Here is an 18,853-nt window from a genome sequence, read left to right as displayed (position 1 = left end):
ATGAATTCAAAATCACTTAGGGTGTTGGAATACGAAAAAATCAAAGAAATGCTTCGTAAAGAAGCGGGATCTGTCCTAGGCAAGGGAATCGTTGATGAACTTGAACCTTCAAGTGAAATTACTGAAGTAAAATACATGCAAGGGCAAACATCAGAGGCCTTTAGTCTCTTAATGAAGCATACCCAGTTTCCTATGGGACGTGTTCACGACCTATCATCCCATGTGCGTGTGGCAGAAATTGGATCTTTTTTATACCCGGCACAACTGCTAGAAGTCTGTGATTCATTAAGAAGTGCCAGACGGATGAAAAATTTTATTTCCAAACAAAGAGAAGAAATTGAAGGTGGACTTCCTATTTTAGGCGAGTATGCGGATTTTCTTACAAATCTAAAGCCTATTGAAGATGCTATTGAAAATGCCATATCAGGTGAAAATGAAGTGTCGGACAATGCCAGTCCTGCTCTTAGAAAAGTACGTAGAGACATTGAAAATAAAAACGCTAATATTAGAAAGAAATTAGATTCTATTATTCATGCAGCTCAAAATCAAAAATACCTGCAGGATGCCATTGTAACCATCCGCCAGGATAGATTTGTTGTGCCGGTCAAGTCGGAATATAAGAATATGATTAAGGGACTTGTACATGATCAGTCTTCAAGCGGAGCCACTCTATATATAGAACCCATGGCTGTCGTGGAACTCAACAACCAACTTAAGGAACTAAAACTTGATGAGAAAAAGGAAATAGAGCGTATACTCCTTGAACTTACAGGGACAGTAGGCGCTTTCGCAGACGAGGTTAGGACAAATCAAAAGTATTTGTCCATCTTGGATTTTATTGTGGCTAAGGCAAAACTAGCTCTAAAAATGAACGCTGTGGAACCAAAACTCAATGACAAGGGTGCCCTGCATATTAAGAATGGACGCCATCCCCTCCTTGATGCCAAAACGGTTGTACCATCTAATGTTTGGATAGGCAAAGAGTTCACCTCCCTTCTTATTACAGGTCCAAATACTGGCGGTAAGACAGTCACACTTAAAACTGTGGGACTTCTATCCCTTATGACCCAGTCCGGCCTCCATATTCCTGCGGATTTCGGAACAGAAATGGCTGTCTTTGACAGCATTTACGCTGATATTGGTGATGAGCAGAGTATTGAGCAGAGTTTATCGACATTTTCTTCGCATATGACAAATATTGTTGATATTCTGGAGAATGTGACTGAAAAGTCTCTGGTCTTATTTGATGAGCTTGGAGCAGGTACTGACCCTGCTGAAGGGGCGGCGCTTGCCATGGCCATACTCACAAAGCTCTATGAAAGAAAGATAAGAACCATTGCAACCACACATTATTCTGAACTCAAGCAGTTTGCTCTGGTACACGATGGTATGGAAAACGCATCAGTTGAGTTTGATGTTGAGACACTTAGTCCGACGTATAAGTTGCTTATTGGTGTACCAGGCAAATCAAATGCTTTTGAAATCTCCATGAAATTGGGCTTGTCTAAAGATGTGATTCAATCTGCTAGGGCGCTTGTTAAGCAAGATGATATTGAGTTTGAAGAAGTTTTGACATCTATTGAGGAAAAAAGAAAAACAGCAGAATCTGAAAGGGATGAGGCCATCAGGCTTCGTCTTGATATAGAAAAACTCAAAAAGCGACTTGAAGAAAAAGAGGATCGTATATCAACACAAAGGGACAAGATGCTCTCTGAAGCTAAAGCAGAAGCGAGGGCCATACTTAAAAAAGCTAAAGAAGAGTCAGAAGAGGTTATCAAAGAACTTCGTGGATTGAATAAATCTCAGGGCAAGGAAAACAATAAGAAAATCGAAAAAATGCGGCGTAAACTTAGAGACAATCTTGACGATGTTGCCGCAGCTGCCATTGCTGAACCAGATCAAGATGTCTATAGGAAGATCCCGAAGGACTTAAAGCTTGGACAAACAGTAAAGGTTGTCACCCTAGGTCAAAAAGGCAGTGTAGTAACTCTGCCAGATGATGGTGGTGAGCTCACTGTACAGATTGGCATTATGAAAATGAAAGTTAATGTTAAGAACCTCGTGCTTGTAGATGAAGAAGCATCAAAAGAAGCTCCCCTCGCCCACAAAAGGGCAAGGGGAAAAGAGCGTCAGTTTGTGTCGGCAACCAAGCACATGTCTACAGAAATTGACCTGCGTGGCAAAACTTTAGATGAAGCAGAATACGAACTGGACAAGTATTTAGATGATGCCTGCCTTGCCAATTTAGAGTCAGTGCGTGTTATTCATGGAAAGGGCACTGGTGCCCTACGTACAGGTCTTCGGGAATTTTTTAAACACCATCATCATGTTAGCAGTTATTCTGAAGCGCCTCTAAATCAAGGTGGATCAGGTGTCACAATTGTTGAACTTAAATAGATTGAGACTCATATCTAAAAACTATGTTTTTTTATGGGTGTTGTTTTTACCACAGTGGCTTTGAAAGGAACAAAAATGATTCTAGTCAGTGCGTGTTTAATTGGCATGTCATGCAGGTACGATGGTTCAGATAATAAAAATGAGAAGGTCTTAAAGTATCTTGAAGGCAAGACTTGGATGCCTGTTTGCCCAGAACAAATGGGTGGCCTAAAAACCCCAAGAGATCCAGCTGAAATCATCAAGGATCGGGTTGTTACAAAATCAGGTCAGGATGTTACAGCTGAGTTTGTTCGAGGTGCTGATGAGGTGGCTCGACTGGCTCGTATGGTTGGAGCAAATAAGGCTATATTGAAGAGCCGGTCCCCTTCTTGCGGGTCAGGACATATATATGATGGCAGCTTTTCAAAGCGTCTTATAGCTGGTGATGGGCTTACAACAAGGGCACTTATGAAAATGAATCTTCTTGTTCAATCTGAAGAAGACTTATAAAGTTAAAGGGCTATAGATTTAAATATAAAACCCCTCTGAAGAATGTTTTAATACAAGCATCCTTCAGAGGGGTTTTTAAATAATTTTGAGCCTGCTTTTAAGCGTCTTATAAATTGAGTTTGGAATAGTTTTAAGGAACCACTAGCGTGTAACATATTTTATAAATTCATAAGGGTGTATAAGAACATCCTTGTTCGGAATGGATGCAATATGTTTTGCTCCCCATCCTGCAACCATAAAATCAACCCCGGCCTTGTCAGCACAGGCACTATCATACGGTGTGTCCCCAATATAAACAGTTTCACTGGCTTTGGCCTGCGTTTTGTCCATATAATAAAGTAGGGGATCGGCTTGTGGTTTGTGCTTCTCAGTTCGATCAGCAGTGACGATACAGTCAAAGTATGGTTTAAGTGTGTTAAAGAGTGGGTCAGAGTCACATTCGCTGTCTCTTCGTGATGTAACAATGCCGAGTTTATGTCCCATTTCCCTTAAAGTCGTAACCAGTTTAAGAATGCCTTCGTATATTGAATTGAGATGGGCATGTTCCTTTATGCCAACTTGCCACTTATCTAGGGCTTTGCTGGGATTGTTTAAGTCAAATTTTACAATAGAATATGACCCAGGCACCCCTAGAACAAAATCGAGCTCATACATCTCGTAAGTTTTCCCTGTCTCCTTGAGCAATACTTTTTGAAGACTCGTTATAATGGCCTCCTCGGTGTTGATCAAAGTGCCGTCAACATCAAATACAATGTGCTTGTACATATTTTTCACTCCTTAGATTTCATCTTTTAATGGGATCATATCATGAAAAACAGCAAAAAACAATTATAAAAATGCACAAAACAGCACAGAATGATACAAAACATGAATATAAGAGCAATGTATAGGCTTCTGAATAAAAGATTGACAAAATATAGGCAAGGAAGTGCATTTTTTTATTGAAAACATGCAAAGAACAGCATATCCTTAAAGAAAGGGGGCGTAATCATGTTTAATAATGAAAGACAAAATAAAATACTTGAAACACTGGAAAGTGATGGACGAGTAGAAGTGGCTGGATTGAGTGATCGCTTTGGAGTGTCTGTTGATACAATCAGAAGGGATTTAAAAAGGCTTGAGGAAGAAGGCTTGCTCAAGAGGACTCATGGTGGAGCGGTAAGAGTGAAGCCAAGAGGTGATGTCCACAGCTATGCCACACGCAAAAGAATCTATTCTAAAGAAAAAATGACAATTGCATCTTGTGCTGCTGGCTACATCAATGATCATGATTCACTTTTAATCGACGGATCGACAACATTGAGTGCCTTGGTGCCTCTGCTTGAAAATAAGAAGAATCTGAAAGTTTTTACGAACAATATCCAAATAGCTTCAGAACTCATTCAAGTCAATAGTGGTATTAAAGTTTTTATAATTGGTGGTTTACTGGACAATCAGCATGGCACAGCTGTAAGTCATGATGCCGTCTCTTTTATAGAGAAACTCCGTGTGAATAAGGTGCTGATTGGATCGTGTGCTATTTCACCGGAAAGGGGCTTGAGTTCATCTGAAATGGATGACACAGCCATAAAAAAGGCCATGCTAAAAGCAGGGGAAGAAATATTCATTTTGGCGGATCACACGAAGTTTACGAGAGAGTCTTTAATGAAGGTTGCAGCTCTTTTGCCAAAATACAAAATAGTGACAGACCATCATTTGAAGGAAGTCTATCCAGAAATCTATATGAGACTTGTGGAAACGGGTTGCCAAGTAATCATTGCAAAGTGACCGGAATCTAATTAATAGGTGATATAAAGGGTATAAGTACTTAGGTTGTAAATTATTTGCTTGGAGGGGTTTATGGATAGTAACTGGAAAAGCGGGTTGAATAGAAAAATTGCAGCACGCATCACCTCCGTTAGTGTTTTTGTCTTGCTCATAATTTTGTCGTATGCATTGATCAATAGCTATACCAACAGATTAGCGGCAAACGAACGGTATGAAGTGTCTTTAAAGTATCATAATTTGGTGGATGAACTACAGAATTTCACCAATCAGAATATAAGTTTGTTATCAGGGTTTTCTGCATATATTCAAATGAAAGATGATTTTACCGATGACGACATCAATATTTATCTTGATTTTCTTTTAAGAGATCGAATGGATCAAATAAGAAATGTGGGCATATTCAAAGACACAACAATTTTTTGGATGTATCCTTTAGAGGGCAATGAGTCGGCTATTGGCGTGGACTTTTCTAAAGTGCCAGGGCAGGCTGAACAATTAAAAAAGGTTAAAGAAACCTTACAACCGCTATTTGTTGGTCCGGTCGATCTTGTCCAAGGCGGAGTGGGTTTTATTGTTCGGGTGCCACTGATCAAAAATGATGCTTACTGGGGCATGGTAAGTATTGTTTTGAAGGCTGATCAAGCCTTTGGCTTTATTGAAGATCATGAGCTGGAAAATCGAGTGATCTATTTAATCACACAACCTGATGCGCCTGAGAATGTTGTATATGGTGACAAGAAGGTTTTGGGTATGAAACCGCTTAAGTTTACAACAAAGGCTTCCATTGGTGGGTGGGATGTTTATATAGCCCCGAAAAATGGATGGAATAACTACAGGTCCTACTATATGATCACTATTTTAGTTAGCATTCTATTTGGTCTTATCTTAGCCCGTTTTATATATAAATATATAACGAATTTTGATGTTGTTTTAAAAGACAAAATTGAACTTGAAAAGAAATTCATTCTTGATCGATTCACTAAAATTTATACAAGGGAGTATTTTCACTTAAGGGTCCAAGAGGAGTTTAGCCTGTCTCATAGAAGAAAATATCCAATTTCTATGGTTTATTTTGATCTTGATCATTTTAAAGAAGTCAATGACAATTACGGTCACTTCACAGGTGATAAAGTTCTGCTTGAAGTGGTTGATATCGTTAAAAAGATCATAAGATATGAAGATGTTTTCTCCCGTTGGGGAGGCGATGAATTCATCTTGCTTTTACCCCATACAGATTTGAAAGGCGCCGCGCTGATTTCTGAAAGAATTCGAGAGGGCATTGAATCAAACGAACTCAATCAAAAATATGGCGTGACAGCCAGCGTGGGATGTTCACAGTGGGTGGAATGTGAGTATATGGAGTCCTGGTTTTCAAGGACGGACAAGGCCCTATACACCTCTAAAAATACAGGTAAAAACAAGGTGACTGTTAATGACCATCTAAAGGAAGTTCGAATTTTAGTGAAGATGCAGTGGAACACAGACTGGAACAGTGGTCATGATGGTATAGATAGGGAACATCAAATGCTCCTAGACAGGTGTAATTCTATTATTGAAAGATCCCTTAGCCACAGTAATTTCAATGAAACAGTTCGAAATGTTGAGACCTTTATTCATGAGATGGAGATACACTTCAAAAACGAAATAGAGATCCTTCAGTCGTGTGCCTATCCTAATGTGGAGACACATATCAGAATACACGAGCAACTCATTGAGCAATCAAAAGAAGTTTTACAAAACACAGTTGATGAAAGAATCACCACTTTGGAATTGATGGATTTTCTTATTGGTGTTGTTATGCAAGAACATATACAAGAAGAAGATCGGAAGTATTTTAACTGTCTAAAAGCCTTTTAATATCTCCTTAAAATATTTATAGAACAAAAAAACCGTTAAGTGATGTCATAAAAATATCACTTAACGGTTTTTATTATTGATTTTTAGAGCCTTCATTTCTTTCAATGGCATCTTTGAGAACTCTTATATTATATTCTAAACTCTCATTGCCTGGATCTTTTTCAAGACCGCTTTCATAGTATTCTAAGGCCCGTTTGTAGTTTAATTGTTCAATCATTTCGTCTGCCTTGTAGAAATCATAGACCCAACTGCTTTTAAAATGCGGCACACCCCAGACCAAGCTGAAGGCTATGAGGACCACAACCACTGCTTGGGCAATCATATGCTTTGCTTTAAAAGGACTCTGGTTTTTCAGTCCAACGGACCAAGCGGCAAGGTAGCCACCAACAAGTCCGGCGAGGTGGGCTGCGTTGTCAATGTTTGGAACAATAAAACCTATGACAAGGTTAATACCAATGAGGGACAAGACATCCGTACCATATATTCGCTTGTATAGTTTTGGATTTAATGTGAGAAGATATAAGTTGGCGCCTAAAAGACCAAAAATGGCACCAGAAGCGCCAACCCCCACTCTGTAGCTGAATAAGAAACTACCCAGTGACCCGATTATGCCTGATAGGAAGTATACAATCAGGAATTTTTTCTTGCCAAAAAATATCTCAATGTCTCGACCAAAGGCCCTAAGAGCCAGACAATTAAATACAATATGCATGAGGCTTGCATGTAAGAACATGGAACTCACGAGACGGTAGTATTCACCATCGACAATATGCATGTTGGATTTTGCTCCAAAATCAATGAGTGTGTTCACTGTCATATCTGTTGAAAACCCTGGTTGATAGAAAACCATAAGCACGAACAGAAGAACGTTGATGCCAATTAGAATATATGAAATAAAAAATGGCTTTTTTACAGATGTTGCTTCCAAACAATCGCCTCCTAAATATGTCCCCAACTTCATGGGGGATTACTATAATAATAACAGATATGTTGCCTTGGGTGAGAAGATATAAGAGAAATTCAAAAAAAGTTCACATGTTATCAGCTGTATGGAAGTCAAATAGACAGACGATGAGAAGTTAGGTGATAAGATCCCATTCAATAAATAAATGACAGGAGTATGTCGTGGATGGATAAAAGAAAAAATCGAACTTGATTTTGAAAAAAACCTATGGTAAACTGTGATGAATTATATAGAGCATTTGTCTATGATGAGGAAAGTAGCTGACGGTTGAAGCAAAGCGAGCCAGGGAGGGTGTGAGCCTGGTCTGTCTAAGTGAGTGAAACGTCCCTTTGAGATTTCGACTGAAATGAGTAGGTCGAATGGTTTCCAGCCATTATCCTGGATGAGAGTGAGCTGAACTTATTTAAAGTGCAATAAGTTTAAGCTAATAAGAGTGGTAACGCGGATATTTCGTCTCTTGTTTTGTATAAGCAAAACAAGGGACTTTTTTATTTTACAGACCCTTTTAGTCATGTAAGATAGAGTGCTTTTAAACGTCTGGCTTTATAAGCACCTAATATAACAGGAGGTTTAGAAAATGATTGATTTTAAACAAACAATTGCAGAACTATTAAGTGCACATATTGATGATATGTCCACAGAAGAAATCTATGAAACGATTGAGTATCCAAAGCATGAAGATATGGGAGACTATGCCTTCCCATGCTTCAAGCTGGCAAAGGTCTTTCGCAAGGCCCCAAACATGATTTCAGCTGATCTTGTTGAGTCTATCGGAAACCATGAGTACTTTGAGAATATTGAAGCCGTAGCGGCCTACATTAACTTCAAAATTGATAAGGCCGTTTTTGCCAAGTCAGTTCTTGAAACAGTTGCCAAAGAAGGGGACGCATTTGGAGCAACAAATATTGGTGACAACAAGAATCTAATCGTTGAGTTTTCATCAGTGAATATCGCCAAGGCATTCCATATGGGTCATATCCGTTCCACGATGATAGGCAATGCCCTATACAAGATTTTTGGTTTTCTTGGTTATAATGCTATTTCAATCAATCACTTAGGGGATTATGGCACACAGTTTGGAAAAATGATTGTTGCTTATAAAATGTGGGGCGACAGAGAAGTGATTCTAAAAGACCCAGTTCGTGAACTGGTGAAATTATATGTTAAGTTCCATGACGAAGCTGAAAATGATGAGTCTCTTAATGACACAGCAAGAGAATGGTTTACTAAGCTAGAGAATGGAAATCAAGAAGCTTATGACCTGTGGGCTTGGATGAAAGAGCTGAGCTTAAAAGAGTTTGACCGCGTGTATGACTTGCTAGGCGTTCACTTTGATTCTTATGCAGGTGAGAGCTTTTATTCAGATAAAATACCGGCGGTTCTCCAGGAAATGCGTGAAAAGAATGTTATGACAAAATCAGAAGGTGCAGAAATTGTTGATTTGGAAGAATACAATATGCCACCTGCTCTTATCACGAAGAAAGACGGTTCTTCTCTATACATTACCCGTGACATTGCAGCGGCTATGTATCGAAAGAAGCATTATGATTTTGAAAAAAATATCTACGTAGTGGGCGCACCACAACAGCTTCATTTCAAGCAGTGGATGAAGATTATTGAACTAATGGGTCACGACTGGGCAAAAGACTGTGTTCATGTTGATTTTGGTACAGTTTCCCTTGAAGAAGGTTCCATGTCGACGCGTCGAGGGCGTGTTGTCTACCTTGAAGAAGTTCTTCAGAAGGCTATTGATAGCACAAAAGCTATTATTGAAGAGAAAAATCCTAACCTTGAAAATAAGGAAGAAGTGGCCAAAAAAGTGGGTGTGGGCGCTGTTGTTTATCAAGAACTATCTAACAATAGAATCAAAGACTACACATTTTCATGGGAGTCAACGCTTTCTTTTGAAGGAGAAACAGGACCGTATGTTATGTACACTCACGCTCGTTCTTGCAGCGTTCTTCGCAAAGCAGATGTTGATTTCAGTGAAGGCCTAGATTACAGTCACCTAAGCGATGATGCCTCAAAAGACGTTATCCGTCTGCTGAGTAAGTTCCCTGAGGTAGTTCTGGAAGCAGCTCGTAAGTATGAGCCATCTATGATTACACGTTATGTCACAAATCTGGCACAACGTTTTAACCGCTTCTATCATGATAATCCAATCCTAGTGGATGATGTGGAAGTGAAAAAGGCTCGTCTAGCCCTTGTTGATGCGACGCGACAAACGCTGAAAACAGGACTTGGTCTCGTTGGCCTAGCAGCACCAGAAAGAATGTAAATCACTTCTATGTGTAAACGAAAAAGAGTCTTTGATTTACAGAAAAAATGAAATGCATGGTTCAAGTAAGTATTGGCCCCAGGAAATGACTCAGTACATTTCCTGGGGCTTTTCTATTGGTCCTAGAAAGGTGCTCTGTTAAATTGAACGACTTGCAAAATTGCATTCATGAATCCTTATCATACCATATATAGAATTTCTGATTCTTAAATATCCATATATGGTATGATGAGGGTGCGAAGCTGTAATTATACAAGCGCCTGAATTACAAAAAAGCTAATAATTTCGAAAACCTAAAGGGTATAATAGATGAGACAAAGTGCTATAATGAGTTAGAGCATAAATCCTATAACACAAGTCGGAATACAGGAGGTCACATGGAATCTTTTTGTTCTACCAAATCAATTTTTAGTGGTATATCAAAAGAATATATGGAAAATGAATCCTTTCAAAAGAGATACTTTACATATAATCATAAGGACTCTAGCGCGTGGCAGGAACGTGCTAATAAGGTTCTGGAAGCAAGTTATAACAGGCAGACACTCGTAGAGGCCTTAAAGCATATAAATACGCGGTTGGATGCAGGTCCTAAGACGATAGAAAATATCGAAAAACTTGGATCAGATAAGACTTTATGTGTTGTAACAGGGCAGCAAACAGGTGTCCTCGGGGGACCTTTATATACCTTGTATAAGGCGGCGACCACGATAAAAAAAGCCAAATCTTTGACTGAAGAAATTGGATCAGAGGTTGTTCCAGTTTTCTGGCTTGCCTCAGAAGACCATGACTTTGAAGAGGTTCGACAGGCAAAGTACATAGAAAATGGAAAACTTCGGAAGAGCAAGGTGGATAAGAAGCCAGGAACAGGAAACAACAATCCCTTTAAAACTATGCACAACCACTCATATCTGAAAGAACCCCTGGGCTGGGTGGACATCAATACATCGGTAAAATCCCTAATGATAGAAGTGTCCCATGCCATGGATGACATGACATATAGGAATTGGTGTGAAGCGCTGTTTGAGGAAACCATCCATGAAGACGAGACACTCAGCGACTGGTTTGCAAGAATCTATTTAAAGATTTTTAAAAAAGAAGGGCTTATTATTATTGATCCTATGAACCCTCAAATAAGAAGCCTTGGCACCACTTTTATAAAAAAGGCTTTAAGCGGGAGCCAAGAAATCGTGGACAGTGTTGTAAGAAAAGGAACCAAACTCATGGAAGAGGGATTTACACCTCTTATTCAGCCAAGGCCAGGTGCAACAGGTCTCTATTATTTAGAACGTGGTGAACGGATCCCTATTATATTTGAAGAGGGGATGTATACAGTTCAGGAAGGGGATGCTCGCGAAGCCTTTTGCATGGATGAACTCCTTAGAATCATGGACAATCATCCGGAAGACTTTAGCACCAATGTAATTCTTCGTCCACTAATTCAAGATGTATACTTGCCAACAGTGGCATATGTGGCAGGCCCTGGTGAGGCTTCATACTATGCACAATTAAAAGAAGTTTATGAACATTTTGATATGGAAATGCCCATAATTCTTCCTAGGGAAAATTTCACCGTATGTCAAAAGAGCCTAAACTTAAAGATTGAATCTTTAGAGGTCAAAGTGGATGATATTTTAGACCGATCTCAAGAGTCTTTGGAAAAGAAAATATTAATGGAAAAAGACACCTTGGATGTGGACAGCCTATTCCAAGACTTCTCAAATAAATTTGATGATATGTACCAAGACTTGATTGATCAACTTCAACAAATAGATGATGACATTCTACCGATTACTGAAAAAAATCAAGACTTGATACATCAGCAATTTGATTATCTGAAACAAAAAAGTTATAGGTTTCACCGAAGGAACCATAAGGATACTCTTGGAGATATTAAGAAAATTTACAACTGGGTCAAGCCAAACGGAGGTTTACAAGAGCGAACCCTCAGTCTTTTAAGTGTGCTCGGCATTGCAGGTCCAGATTTTATTGACCACATCTTACATGAAATTGAGTATACATCAGACCATCGCATCATCATAGTTGATTAAGAGTCTCGCAGTTTCGAAAAACGTCTTCCAAAACAGTACGAGAAGACAATAAACAATGAATATGCAAACGTCAAAATTAGGAAGGCGTGACAGAATGAAAATAGGAATTTGTTGTTATCCATCTTATGGTGGCAGTGGGGTTGTGGCCACAGAGTTGGGCAAACATTTAGCTAGACGAGGACATGATGTGCATTTTATCTCATATGACAAACCCTTTCGCCTAGAGGACTATCAAGAGAATGTGCACTTTCATGGGGTGGACACAGCCAACTATCCGGTTTTTAAACACCCACCCTATATTATGGCCCTAGCCAATAAAATGGCTGAAGTGGCAGAGCGAGAAAATTTGGAGATTATTCATGCCCATTATGCTGTTCCCCATGCAACGGCGGTCATGCTTGCCAACCAAATGGTAGGGGGCAGGCTAAAAACGGTGACAACACTTCATGGCACCGACGTGACAATTATGTCAGAAGAAGATAGCCTGAAACAGGTTATGGCATACAGTGTCAACCAGTCAGATATTATAACCGCAGTTTCAGATGATTTGGCGCGAACGGCTGAAGAGGCTTTGGCCCCGGTCAAAGCCATACAAACCATTCATAATTTCATTAACATAGAAGAGTATAATCGAAAGGATCATTCGTCCATCAGGAGATGTCTTCATATTCAGCCTGAGGAAAAGGTTATTGTTCATACTTCAAATTTCAGGCCTGTCAAACGCATAGAAGATGTTATAAGAATTTTTGATGGCATACAGAAGGTGATTCCATCGAAACTCTTGTTGGTAGGGGATGGACCTGACCACAATAAGGCTTATGATTTGGTGGAAAAACTGGGTCTTGAAAAGAAAGTCGAATTCTTAGGAAAACAAAGTCGGGTGGTTAAAATACTCAGTGCATCTGACCTTTTTCTTTTGCCATCAGAAAAAGAGAGTTTTGGCTTAGCGGCTCTTGAAGCTATGGCTTGTGAAGTTCCTGTGGTGGCTTCAAGAACAGGTGGCCTGCCAGAAGTGATTGACCATGGAAAAACAGGATGGTTGGCCGATGTAGGGGATGTTGATGAAATGGTACGCGGTGCCCTTCACATACTTGGGAAGGAAAACACACACAAGGATTATGGAAAGAATGCAAGAAAAAGAGCTGCAGAGTGCTTTAATGCAGACCGACTTGTACAAACGTATGAAAAGATGTATCAATCTCTGCTAGATGGCTAAAAAACGAATAAAAGAGTATGAAAGATTAAGTGGAATCAATAGTTTATATTAAAAAGTGACTTGCAAGATATACTTGTATAGGCATTAAGAGACGCATAGAGCGTCGATGTTTATACATGACTTTTACAAGCGCTTAAAATACATAGGGGGATAATATGAAACTAAAAAAGCTTGCAATCATACTGGGACTGATCACCACTCTGGTCTTATCGGGGTGTCAGTCAGTTGAAAAAACAGAAGAGAATCAGGAAACTGACCCGGCAACACAAGTTGAGAAAACAGACACTACAACACATGAAGACATTGACTATTCAAAGGGTTTTGCAACCTCAAAAGAGGCACTCAATGCCTACATGGGTGAAATTATAGCCAAGGATTATGCTAAGGCCTATGAAGCCCTGCACCAAGTGGACAAGGATACATTCACAAGTGAGGAATTTGAAGCCTATCAGGCATCAATGCAACTTGCAAAAGACCTCCATGGGTTTGGGGTTCACGATGAACAGAGTTTTAGAAATTTTGATTTTGCAGGAAAAGTTTTTGAGCAAGTGGATTTTTATGATTTGGATTTTGCTTATGTAGAAGCTGGAAGCGATCCGCTTCCTGTTGATGAATCTGATGAACATAACCACGAAAATGGAACGGATTATCACTCTCATGACCATGGCCACGAAATGGGCACTATGGGACTTGCCGTTGTGAAGAGAAATGGTGAATGGTATGTGCTTCAAGGACTGAGCGCCTACGAGTTAAGGGATCTTACCCGAAAATATACAAATCAAAGTCTTTCACTAAATATGGAAGGAAAAGACATATATGCGCTTGGAGAAGCGGCATCTGTAGGAAATATGCTTGTTAGTGTCAATGAAGTGACTCGGTCACAAGACCGAACTTATTATATTCTAGATGTATCAATAATGAATGCTGGTTTTGATCCTTTAGACACAGATCATTTTGTAAGCAAGTTTGCTATGATAGACGCGAGTTTAGAGAACAATTTAAGTCAGCCGCTGGATAGGCAAGGTGCCTTGAATGGTGTTATACGGGCAGGAAGCTACAGTAGAGGACTTGTTAAGATACCTGTGTCAGAAAACTTTGAGACTGATAAAGTTCACTTTCTTTTAAATACAATAGATCCATCAAGAAAACCCATTGCATTTGATTTAGGACAGAGCATGCCAGTTCAAATGGAAGATATCTACACTAAGATGCAAAGGAAACCAGAAGTGGCCTTAAGTGAGAAGGCTTATATTGATGGGGTTATGTTATCTGTGAATAATGTGAAATATAGAGAACTTGATACAACTCAGGATAATGGGCAAGCTTGGGAAGAAATGGTCTTTGATCTTGACTTCAAGGGATTAACAGACGAACTTATCTACACCAATCAGCTCATGTTGACTATACGTACAGCGGATGGCGTAACAGTCAGTCTGCATGATCAATTTGAAAATGAAAAAATTGATGGTGTGGCAAGCATTCAGGAAAATTTTGTTTGCCCTGTGCAAAGGAATGGACAGCCTTTGGAGTTGACCTTTAGTATTCGTGATACAAGACCCAACAACAGCGTTACTTTTAAGCTAGAGTAAGACTTATGAAGGTGTTTGAAGGGTGAAGGACACAAAAAATGAAAGGGATAAATGCCATGGAGGCAATTATCCCTTTTAATAATTCTTAAGTCATTTTGAATAGATTTAGAATTTACAGTTTTTACAAAGCACATCGGGATCCTTTTCAAAGTATACCCGTTCACTTTTTTCCTGAACGTCATTAATCATTTCAAGAACTTTGTTAATTTCGGTATTAACCTGATTAATATCTTCCTTGCTAACGTTATAATATAAGTATAAATCTTCAAAGAGTCGAACAAGTTTAGAAATATGCTGATCCACTTCAATAAAAGATTCAAAATTGGAACTGTTCATGGCATTTTTAAACTGTTTGATGTCAACACGAATGGTATCAATCACATCTTCTTCAGAATCGTAATCGCCGATAGCACAAGTGTAAGGCTTGATTCTTTCCAGGAAAAATGTGTTGTCCTTATTCAAATGATAAACATATGATATTTTAGTGCCGTTAATCTTAAACTTTACATAGAACATGATGCCTTGTATATCAAGTACGCGTGCACCAAGTCTTTTCAACTCTTCTTTGCACATTTCGTGCCGTATAAGTCGAGATGACATGATCGCCATAGGTGCCCTCCTTCTTATAGCTATGTATTGTCGATTATTCTTTTGAGTATTATATCATAAATATTCTGTAAGAATGTATACAATGCTTAAGGTTCAGAAAATTTACAAGGTTAGGGGCAGGCGTGGTATAATACCATAGAATCAAATGCGCATAATAACTGATGTTCACGAAATGTAAACATTTCATGAATTCGTCAGATGACGGTATATAATATGGAAAGGCAGTACAATGAAATTATTACTAACCACCCTAAATTCCAAGTTCACACATTCCTCTTTGGCACTGCGTTATATAAGCGGAATGCTAAAAAATTGCGGGGCAGATGTGACTTTGAATGAGTATACAATTAACAATCAACTTGATTATATTGTAAGGGAAATTTACACGGGACACTATGATGTGGTCTTGTTCTCGGTGTATATATGGAATGTCGAAAGCACCAACATTATTGCCAAGAACTTAAAGAAGGTTGCTCCGCACATAAAAATATTCTATGGTGGTCCAGAAGTGACTTATGAAAGCACTAAGTTTCTTAAAGACCATCCTTTTGTGGATTTAATTATTCGTGGAGAAGGAGAAAAAAGCGTTCAAAAGCTTATTGAAACCTATCTTGAAAAGGGATACCCAGCGGATGGACAAGAGGACAGTTTTACTGGTTTAAAGGGAATAAACTATAGGAACACCAGCGGTGATATTATAAACACATTTGATGAACCCTTAATAGAGACGCTTGATATTATCCCATTTCCCTATGAGAGCCTTGAAGGTCTTGATAACCGAATTCTCTACTATGAGAGTTCAAGGGGCTGTCCCTTCGATTGTCAGTACTGTTTGTCTTCGACCATAAAAGGGGTCCGTTTTTTCTCACTAGATCGGGTGAAGAAAGATTTGAGTTTTTTCGTGGATCATAAGGTCATGCAGGTCAAATTTATAGACCGGACCTTTAATGCAGATAAAAAAAGAAGCCTGGAGATTTTTAAATACCTTCATGAAATAGACAATGGTTATACGAATTTTCATTTTGAAATCACAGCAGATAGACTTGATGAAGAAACAGTGGACTTTCTAAAGTGTGTTCGGCCAGGGCTTTTTCAATTTGAAATTGGCGTTCAAAGCACCTATGAACGAACCCTAAAAGAGATCCATCGCTATGTGGACTTTAGTAAGCTTGAAGATGTTTGCAAAAGAATCAAATCCTATAGAAACATTCATTTGCATCTCGATTTGATAGCCGGTTTGCCATACGAAAGTTACGACCGTTTTCTTAAGTCGTTTGATGATGTTTACGCCATTAGACCAGAGATGTTACAACTCGGTTTTTTAAAGCTCCTAAAGGGGTCTGGTTTAAGAAAAAGAAAAGATGATTATGGTTATATATTTAATGAGCAACCCCCTTATGAAATCATGGCCACTTCAAGCCTGAGTTTTGAGGACATGATACGGCTAAAGGGAATTGAGGACATGGTTGAACATTATTACAACAATCAAAAATTTACCTATTCATTGGATTTTATATTAAAGGTAAATGGCATTGCGCCGTCGAAGCTTTATGAGATGCTGTCTGACCATTGGCATGAAAATGGGTGGCACCATAAGGCACATAATCAAGATGCTATGTATGAAATTCTCCTAGAGTTTTATCATGCAGTGGGACTTAAAAGCCCTGAGGTATTCGAGGCCTTGGTCAAGTTTGATTATGTGAGACAATCATCAAGGCGGAAACTTTATGTTCAAAAAGAAAGTCTTGAGTTTAGGCATTTCACCCATGCTTTTTTACAGAATGAAGAGAACATAAGGACCTATTTACCAGAGTATAAGGGTATGACCGCCAAACAGATTGTTAAAAAGGTTCGATTTGAGATCTTTGACTATAATATTCTTAACCTTATAGAGTCAGATTTCAATTTGAAAGATATCAAAAAAGAAGAGACGCGGATTTTATTTAATTACAATCAAAATAAGTGTGTCTTTGAAGTGAGTCAATACTACGTCATTTAAAAGAGGTGATATTATGTCTGTTTTACAGGATATTTTAATAACAAATAAATTGGCCTTTAAAAAAAGCACAAAGGCCGTGAAGAACAACCCAGGTCTACTTGTGGTCGGCGCTTTTTATATGATTGCTGTCATGGTTGTGGCACAAGTGGCTGGACTCTTTGGCATATTCGGAGGATTGATCATGACGCTTTTTCAAAGTGCCGTGTTCTCAAATTACTTATTCCTAATGAATAGAATCGTTCGCACAGGTCAATTCACACAAGACGACTTCCAACATGGATTTAAGGTCTATTTCAGAAAAGTATGGGTTGTTCTGCTTATTATTTGGGTGGCACAGTTTGCAGTTATGACTCTGGCTCAGCCATTTGGAATGCTTATACCTGCATTTGGTCTCATTACATTGATAGCTCAAGTGGTTGCATTTGTTCTATTTAATCCACTTCCAGAAACGCTTTACCAAAAACATTTAGGTGAGCTTGATAGCTTTATGTATGCATTTAGCTTTATTCGAGAAAATTGGATTGATTGGTTTGTTCCAAATATTGTTCTAGGTGGTGCATGTTATGGCATCTATCGGGGTATCAATCTACTATTCGCAACAACACTAAGAGGTTTACCTTTTGCCATGCAGACGTCCTTATTCATAGTCTTGATTGCTATTTTGGTTCAAGCCATACTAGGATATATGATGGTTTATAGAGGATTCCTCTTTGAAATGTTAAGCACAACCACTAGGAGAAAGCGTCTATTTATGCGCCATATTAATAGAGACTAAAAAAAGCAGGTGCACAATGAAGAGAATTTTAATTCACCACAACAGAAAAAAAGACACGATGATTGTCAAAAAGAAGCTCATGAAGCTTTTAAGGCAAAATGGGTTTATTCTAAGTCGAGAGAATCCAGACATTATTATAGTAATTGGTGGCGATGGCACCATGTTAAGTGCTATTCGAAAGTTTCGTCTAAAGCGGATTCCATTCTTAGGTATAAATACAGGCACTCTTGGATTTTTGCCGAGTGTTCCACCGCAAAAGCCTGAACTCGTCGTTGATATACTTAAATCAGGGGATTACCAACTCCAGTCTTATCCGCTTATGAAAGTTCAAGCGACCACTGTCAATGGAGACACATTATCAAGCTATGCCTTTAATGAAATACTTATTAAGCATCTTGAACCAAGGCTTATGGAAGCCCGTATGTACATAAATGGAAAGCCGTTTAACTATTTCACTGGGGATGGGTTTATCTTATCCACTCCTATTGGAGCAACAGGTTATGCCATTTGGGCAGGCGGTGTGGCAACACATTCTGAGCTGCCTGTTTATCAAATTACCCCGCTAAATCCAAACGACAACAGCGTCAATCGTCCTCTAAAGGCATCTATGGTTGTGCCAATTGATACAGTTCTTGATTTTAAGATTGTAAAAGCAGAGCGCCGAGAGGTTATTGTGGCATGTGATGGCATCAAGGTCTCCAATGACTACATATCTGACTTACACGTGCAAGCGTCTGATAAAGAGGTTCACATCTTAAGATGGGGTGACTATGATTATTTTGAACTTTACAGGAATAAAATAATAGACAAGAATGTGAATAGAGTGATATTCTAATAATTCAGGTCACAATGTTTTGGATTATTA

The 18,853-nt window shown here is 38.9% G+C and carries 14 protein-coding genes and 1 other annotated feature; of the genes, 11 read left to right on the top strand and 3 right to left on the bottom strand.

What is annotated here, in order from left to right; all coding sequences use genetic code 11:
- Positions 1-2,397 carry an endonuclease MutS2 gene (locus ACQ4KW_RS16310; RefSeq protein WP_430883503.1) on the top strand — a complete coding sequence of 799 codons (2,397 nt, stop codon included), beginning with the start codon at positions 1-3 and terminating at the stop codon, positions 2,395-2,397.
- 75 nt (positions 2,398-2,472) lie between these two features.
- On the top strand, positions 2,473-2,886 hold the full coding sequence (locus ACQ4KW_RS16305) for a DUF523 domain-containing protein (RefSeq protein WP_430886590.1): 414 nt from the start codon (positions 2,473-2,475) through the stop codon (positions 2,884-2,886).
- Positions 2,887-3,027: 141 nt separating this feature from the next.
- Here the strand turns inward: ACQ4KW_RS16305 and ACQ4KW_RS16300 are convergent, their stop codons facing one another.
- Positions 3,028-3,651 carry an HAD family hydrolase gene (locus ACQ4KW_RS16300; protein ID WP_430883502.1) on the bottom strand — a complete coding sequence of 208 codons (624 nt, stop codon included), beginning with the start codon at positions 3,649-3,651 and terminating at the stop codon, positions 3,028-3,030.
- A gap of 225 nt (positions 3,652-3,876) precedes the next feature.
- Between ACQ4KW_RS16300 and ACQ4KW_RS16295 the strand changes: the two genes are divergently transcribed.
- Positions 3,877-4,653 (top strand): DeoR/GlpR family DNA-binding transcription regulator, encoded by a 777-nt coding sequence (locus tag ACQ4KW_RS16295; RefSeq protein ID WP_430883501.1) that lies wholly within the window; start codon positions 3,877-3,879, stop codon positions 4,651-4,653.
- A 72-nt stretch (positions 4,654-4,725) separates the two neighbouring features.
- A complete protein-coding gene (locus tag ACQ4KW_RS16290; protein WP_430883500.1) occupies positions 4,726-6,510 on the top strand; it encodes a diguanylate cyclase in 1,785 nt (594 codons plus the stop codon).
- A gap of 73 nt (positions 6,511-6,583) precedes the next feature.
- On the opposite strand, the gene ACQ4KW_RS16285 is transcribed toward ACQ4KW_RS16290, so the two are convergent.
- Positions 6,584-7,438, bottom strand: coding sequence for a rhomboid family intramembrane serine protease (locus ACQ4KW_RS16285; protein ID WP_430883499.1), 855 nt, complete (start codon positions 7,436-7,438; stop codon positions 6,584-6,586).
- A gap of 271 nt (positions 7,439-7,709) precedes the next feature.
- Positions 7,710-7,935 (top strand) — a binding site (T-box leader).
- A 119-nt stretch (positions 7,936-8,054) separates the two neighbouring features.
- On the opposite strand from ACQ4KW_RS16285, the gene argS reads away from it, so the two are divergent.
- The 4 genes from argS to ACQ4KW_RS16265 all read left to right on the top strand — a co-directional run bounded on the left by argS (position 8,055) and on the right by ACQ4KW_RS16265 (position 14,605).
- Entirely contained in the window at positions 8,055-9,752 is a 1,698-nt protein-coding gene (gene argS / locus ACQ4KW_RS16280; protein ID WP_430886589.1) for an arginine--tRNA ligase, read from the top strand.
- A 377-nt stretch (positions 9,753-10,129) separates the two neighbouring features.
- A complete protein-coding gene (gene bshC, locus ACQ4KW_RS16275) occupies positions 10,130-11,800 on the top strand; it encodes a bacillithiol biosynthesis cysteine-adding enzyme BshC (protein WP_430883498.1) in 1,671 nt (556 codons plus the stop codon).
- A 94-nt stretch (positions 11,801-11,894) separates the two neighbouring features.
- The gene (gene bshA / locus ACQ4KW_RS16270) at positions 11,895-13,016 is read left to right on the top strand and encodes an N-acetyl-alpha-D-glucosaminyl L-malate synthase BshA (protein ID WP_430883497.1); all 1,122 of its coding nucleotides are present in this window, start codon (positions 11,895-11,897) and stop codon (positions 13,014-13,016) included.
- Positions 13,017-13,171: 155 nt separating this feature from the next.
- A complete protein-coding gene (locus tag ACQ4KW_RS16265) occupies positions 13,172-14,605 on the top strand; it encodes a hypothetical protein (RefSeq protein ID WP_430883496.1) in 1,434 nt (477 codons plus the stop codon).
- Positions 14,606-14,710: 105 nt separating this feature from the next.
- Here ACQ4KW_RS16265 and ACQ4KW_RS16260 read toward each other — a convergent pair whose 3' ends face one another.
- Entirely contained in the window at positions 14,711-15,214 is a 504-nt protein-coding gene (locus ACQ4KW_RS16260) for a hypothetical protein (RefSeq protein ID WP_430883495.1), read from the bottom strand.
- A 229-nt stretch (positions 15,215-15,443) separates the two neighbouring features.
- On the opposite strand from ACQ4KW_RS16260, the gene ACQ4KW_RS16255 reads away from it, so the two are divergent.
- The 3 genes from ACQ4KW_RS16255 to ACQ4KW_RS16245 are packed head-to-tail and all read left to right on the top strand — an operon-like array spanning position 15,444 to position 18,823.
- Positions 15,444-17,213, top strand: a complete 1,770-nt coding sequence (locus ACQ4KW_RS16255; RefSeq protein WP_430883494.1) for a B12-binding domain-containing radical SAM protein — start codon at positions 15,444-15,446, stop codon at positions 17,211-17,213.
- A 13-nt stretch (positions 17,214-17,226) separates the two neighbouring features.
- The gene (locus ACQ4KW_RS16250; RefSeq protein ID WP_430883493.1) at positions 17,227-17,988 is read left to right on the top strand and encodes a hypothetical protein; all 762 of its coding nucleotides are present in this window, start codon (positions 17,227-17,229) and stop codon (positions 17,986-17,988) included.
- Positions 17,989-18,004: 16 nt separating this feature from the next.
- Positions 18,005-18,823, top strand: a complete 819-nt coding sequence (locus ACQ4KW_RS16245) for an NAD(+)/NADH kinase (RefSeq protein ID WP_430883492.1) — start codon at positions 18,005-18,007, stop codon at positions 18,821-18,823.
- Positions 18,824-18,853: the final 30 nt, after the last annotated feature.

Origin of the sequence: Tianxiuia mixotrophica, from assembly GCF_050596425.1 — a bacterium.
Lineage (GTDB): Bacteria > Bacillota > Clostridia > Peptostreptococcales > Acidaminobacteraceae.
The sequence above is the reverse complement of the archived record's forward strand: the minus strand, read 5'-3'. Positions and strand labels throughout refer to the sequence as shown.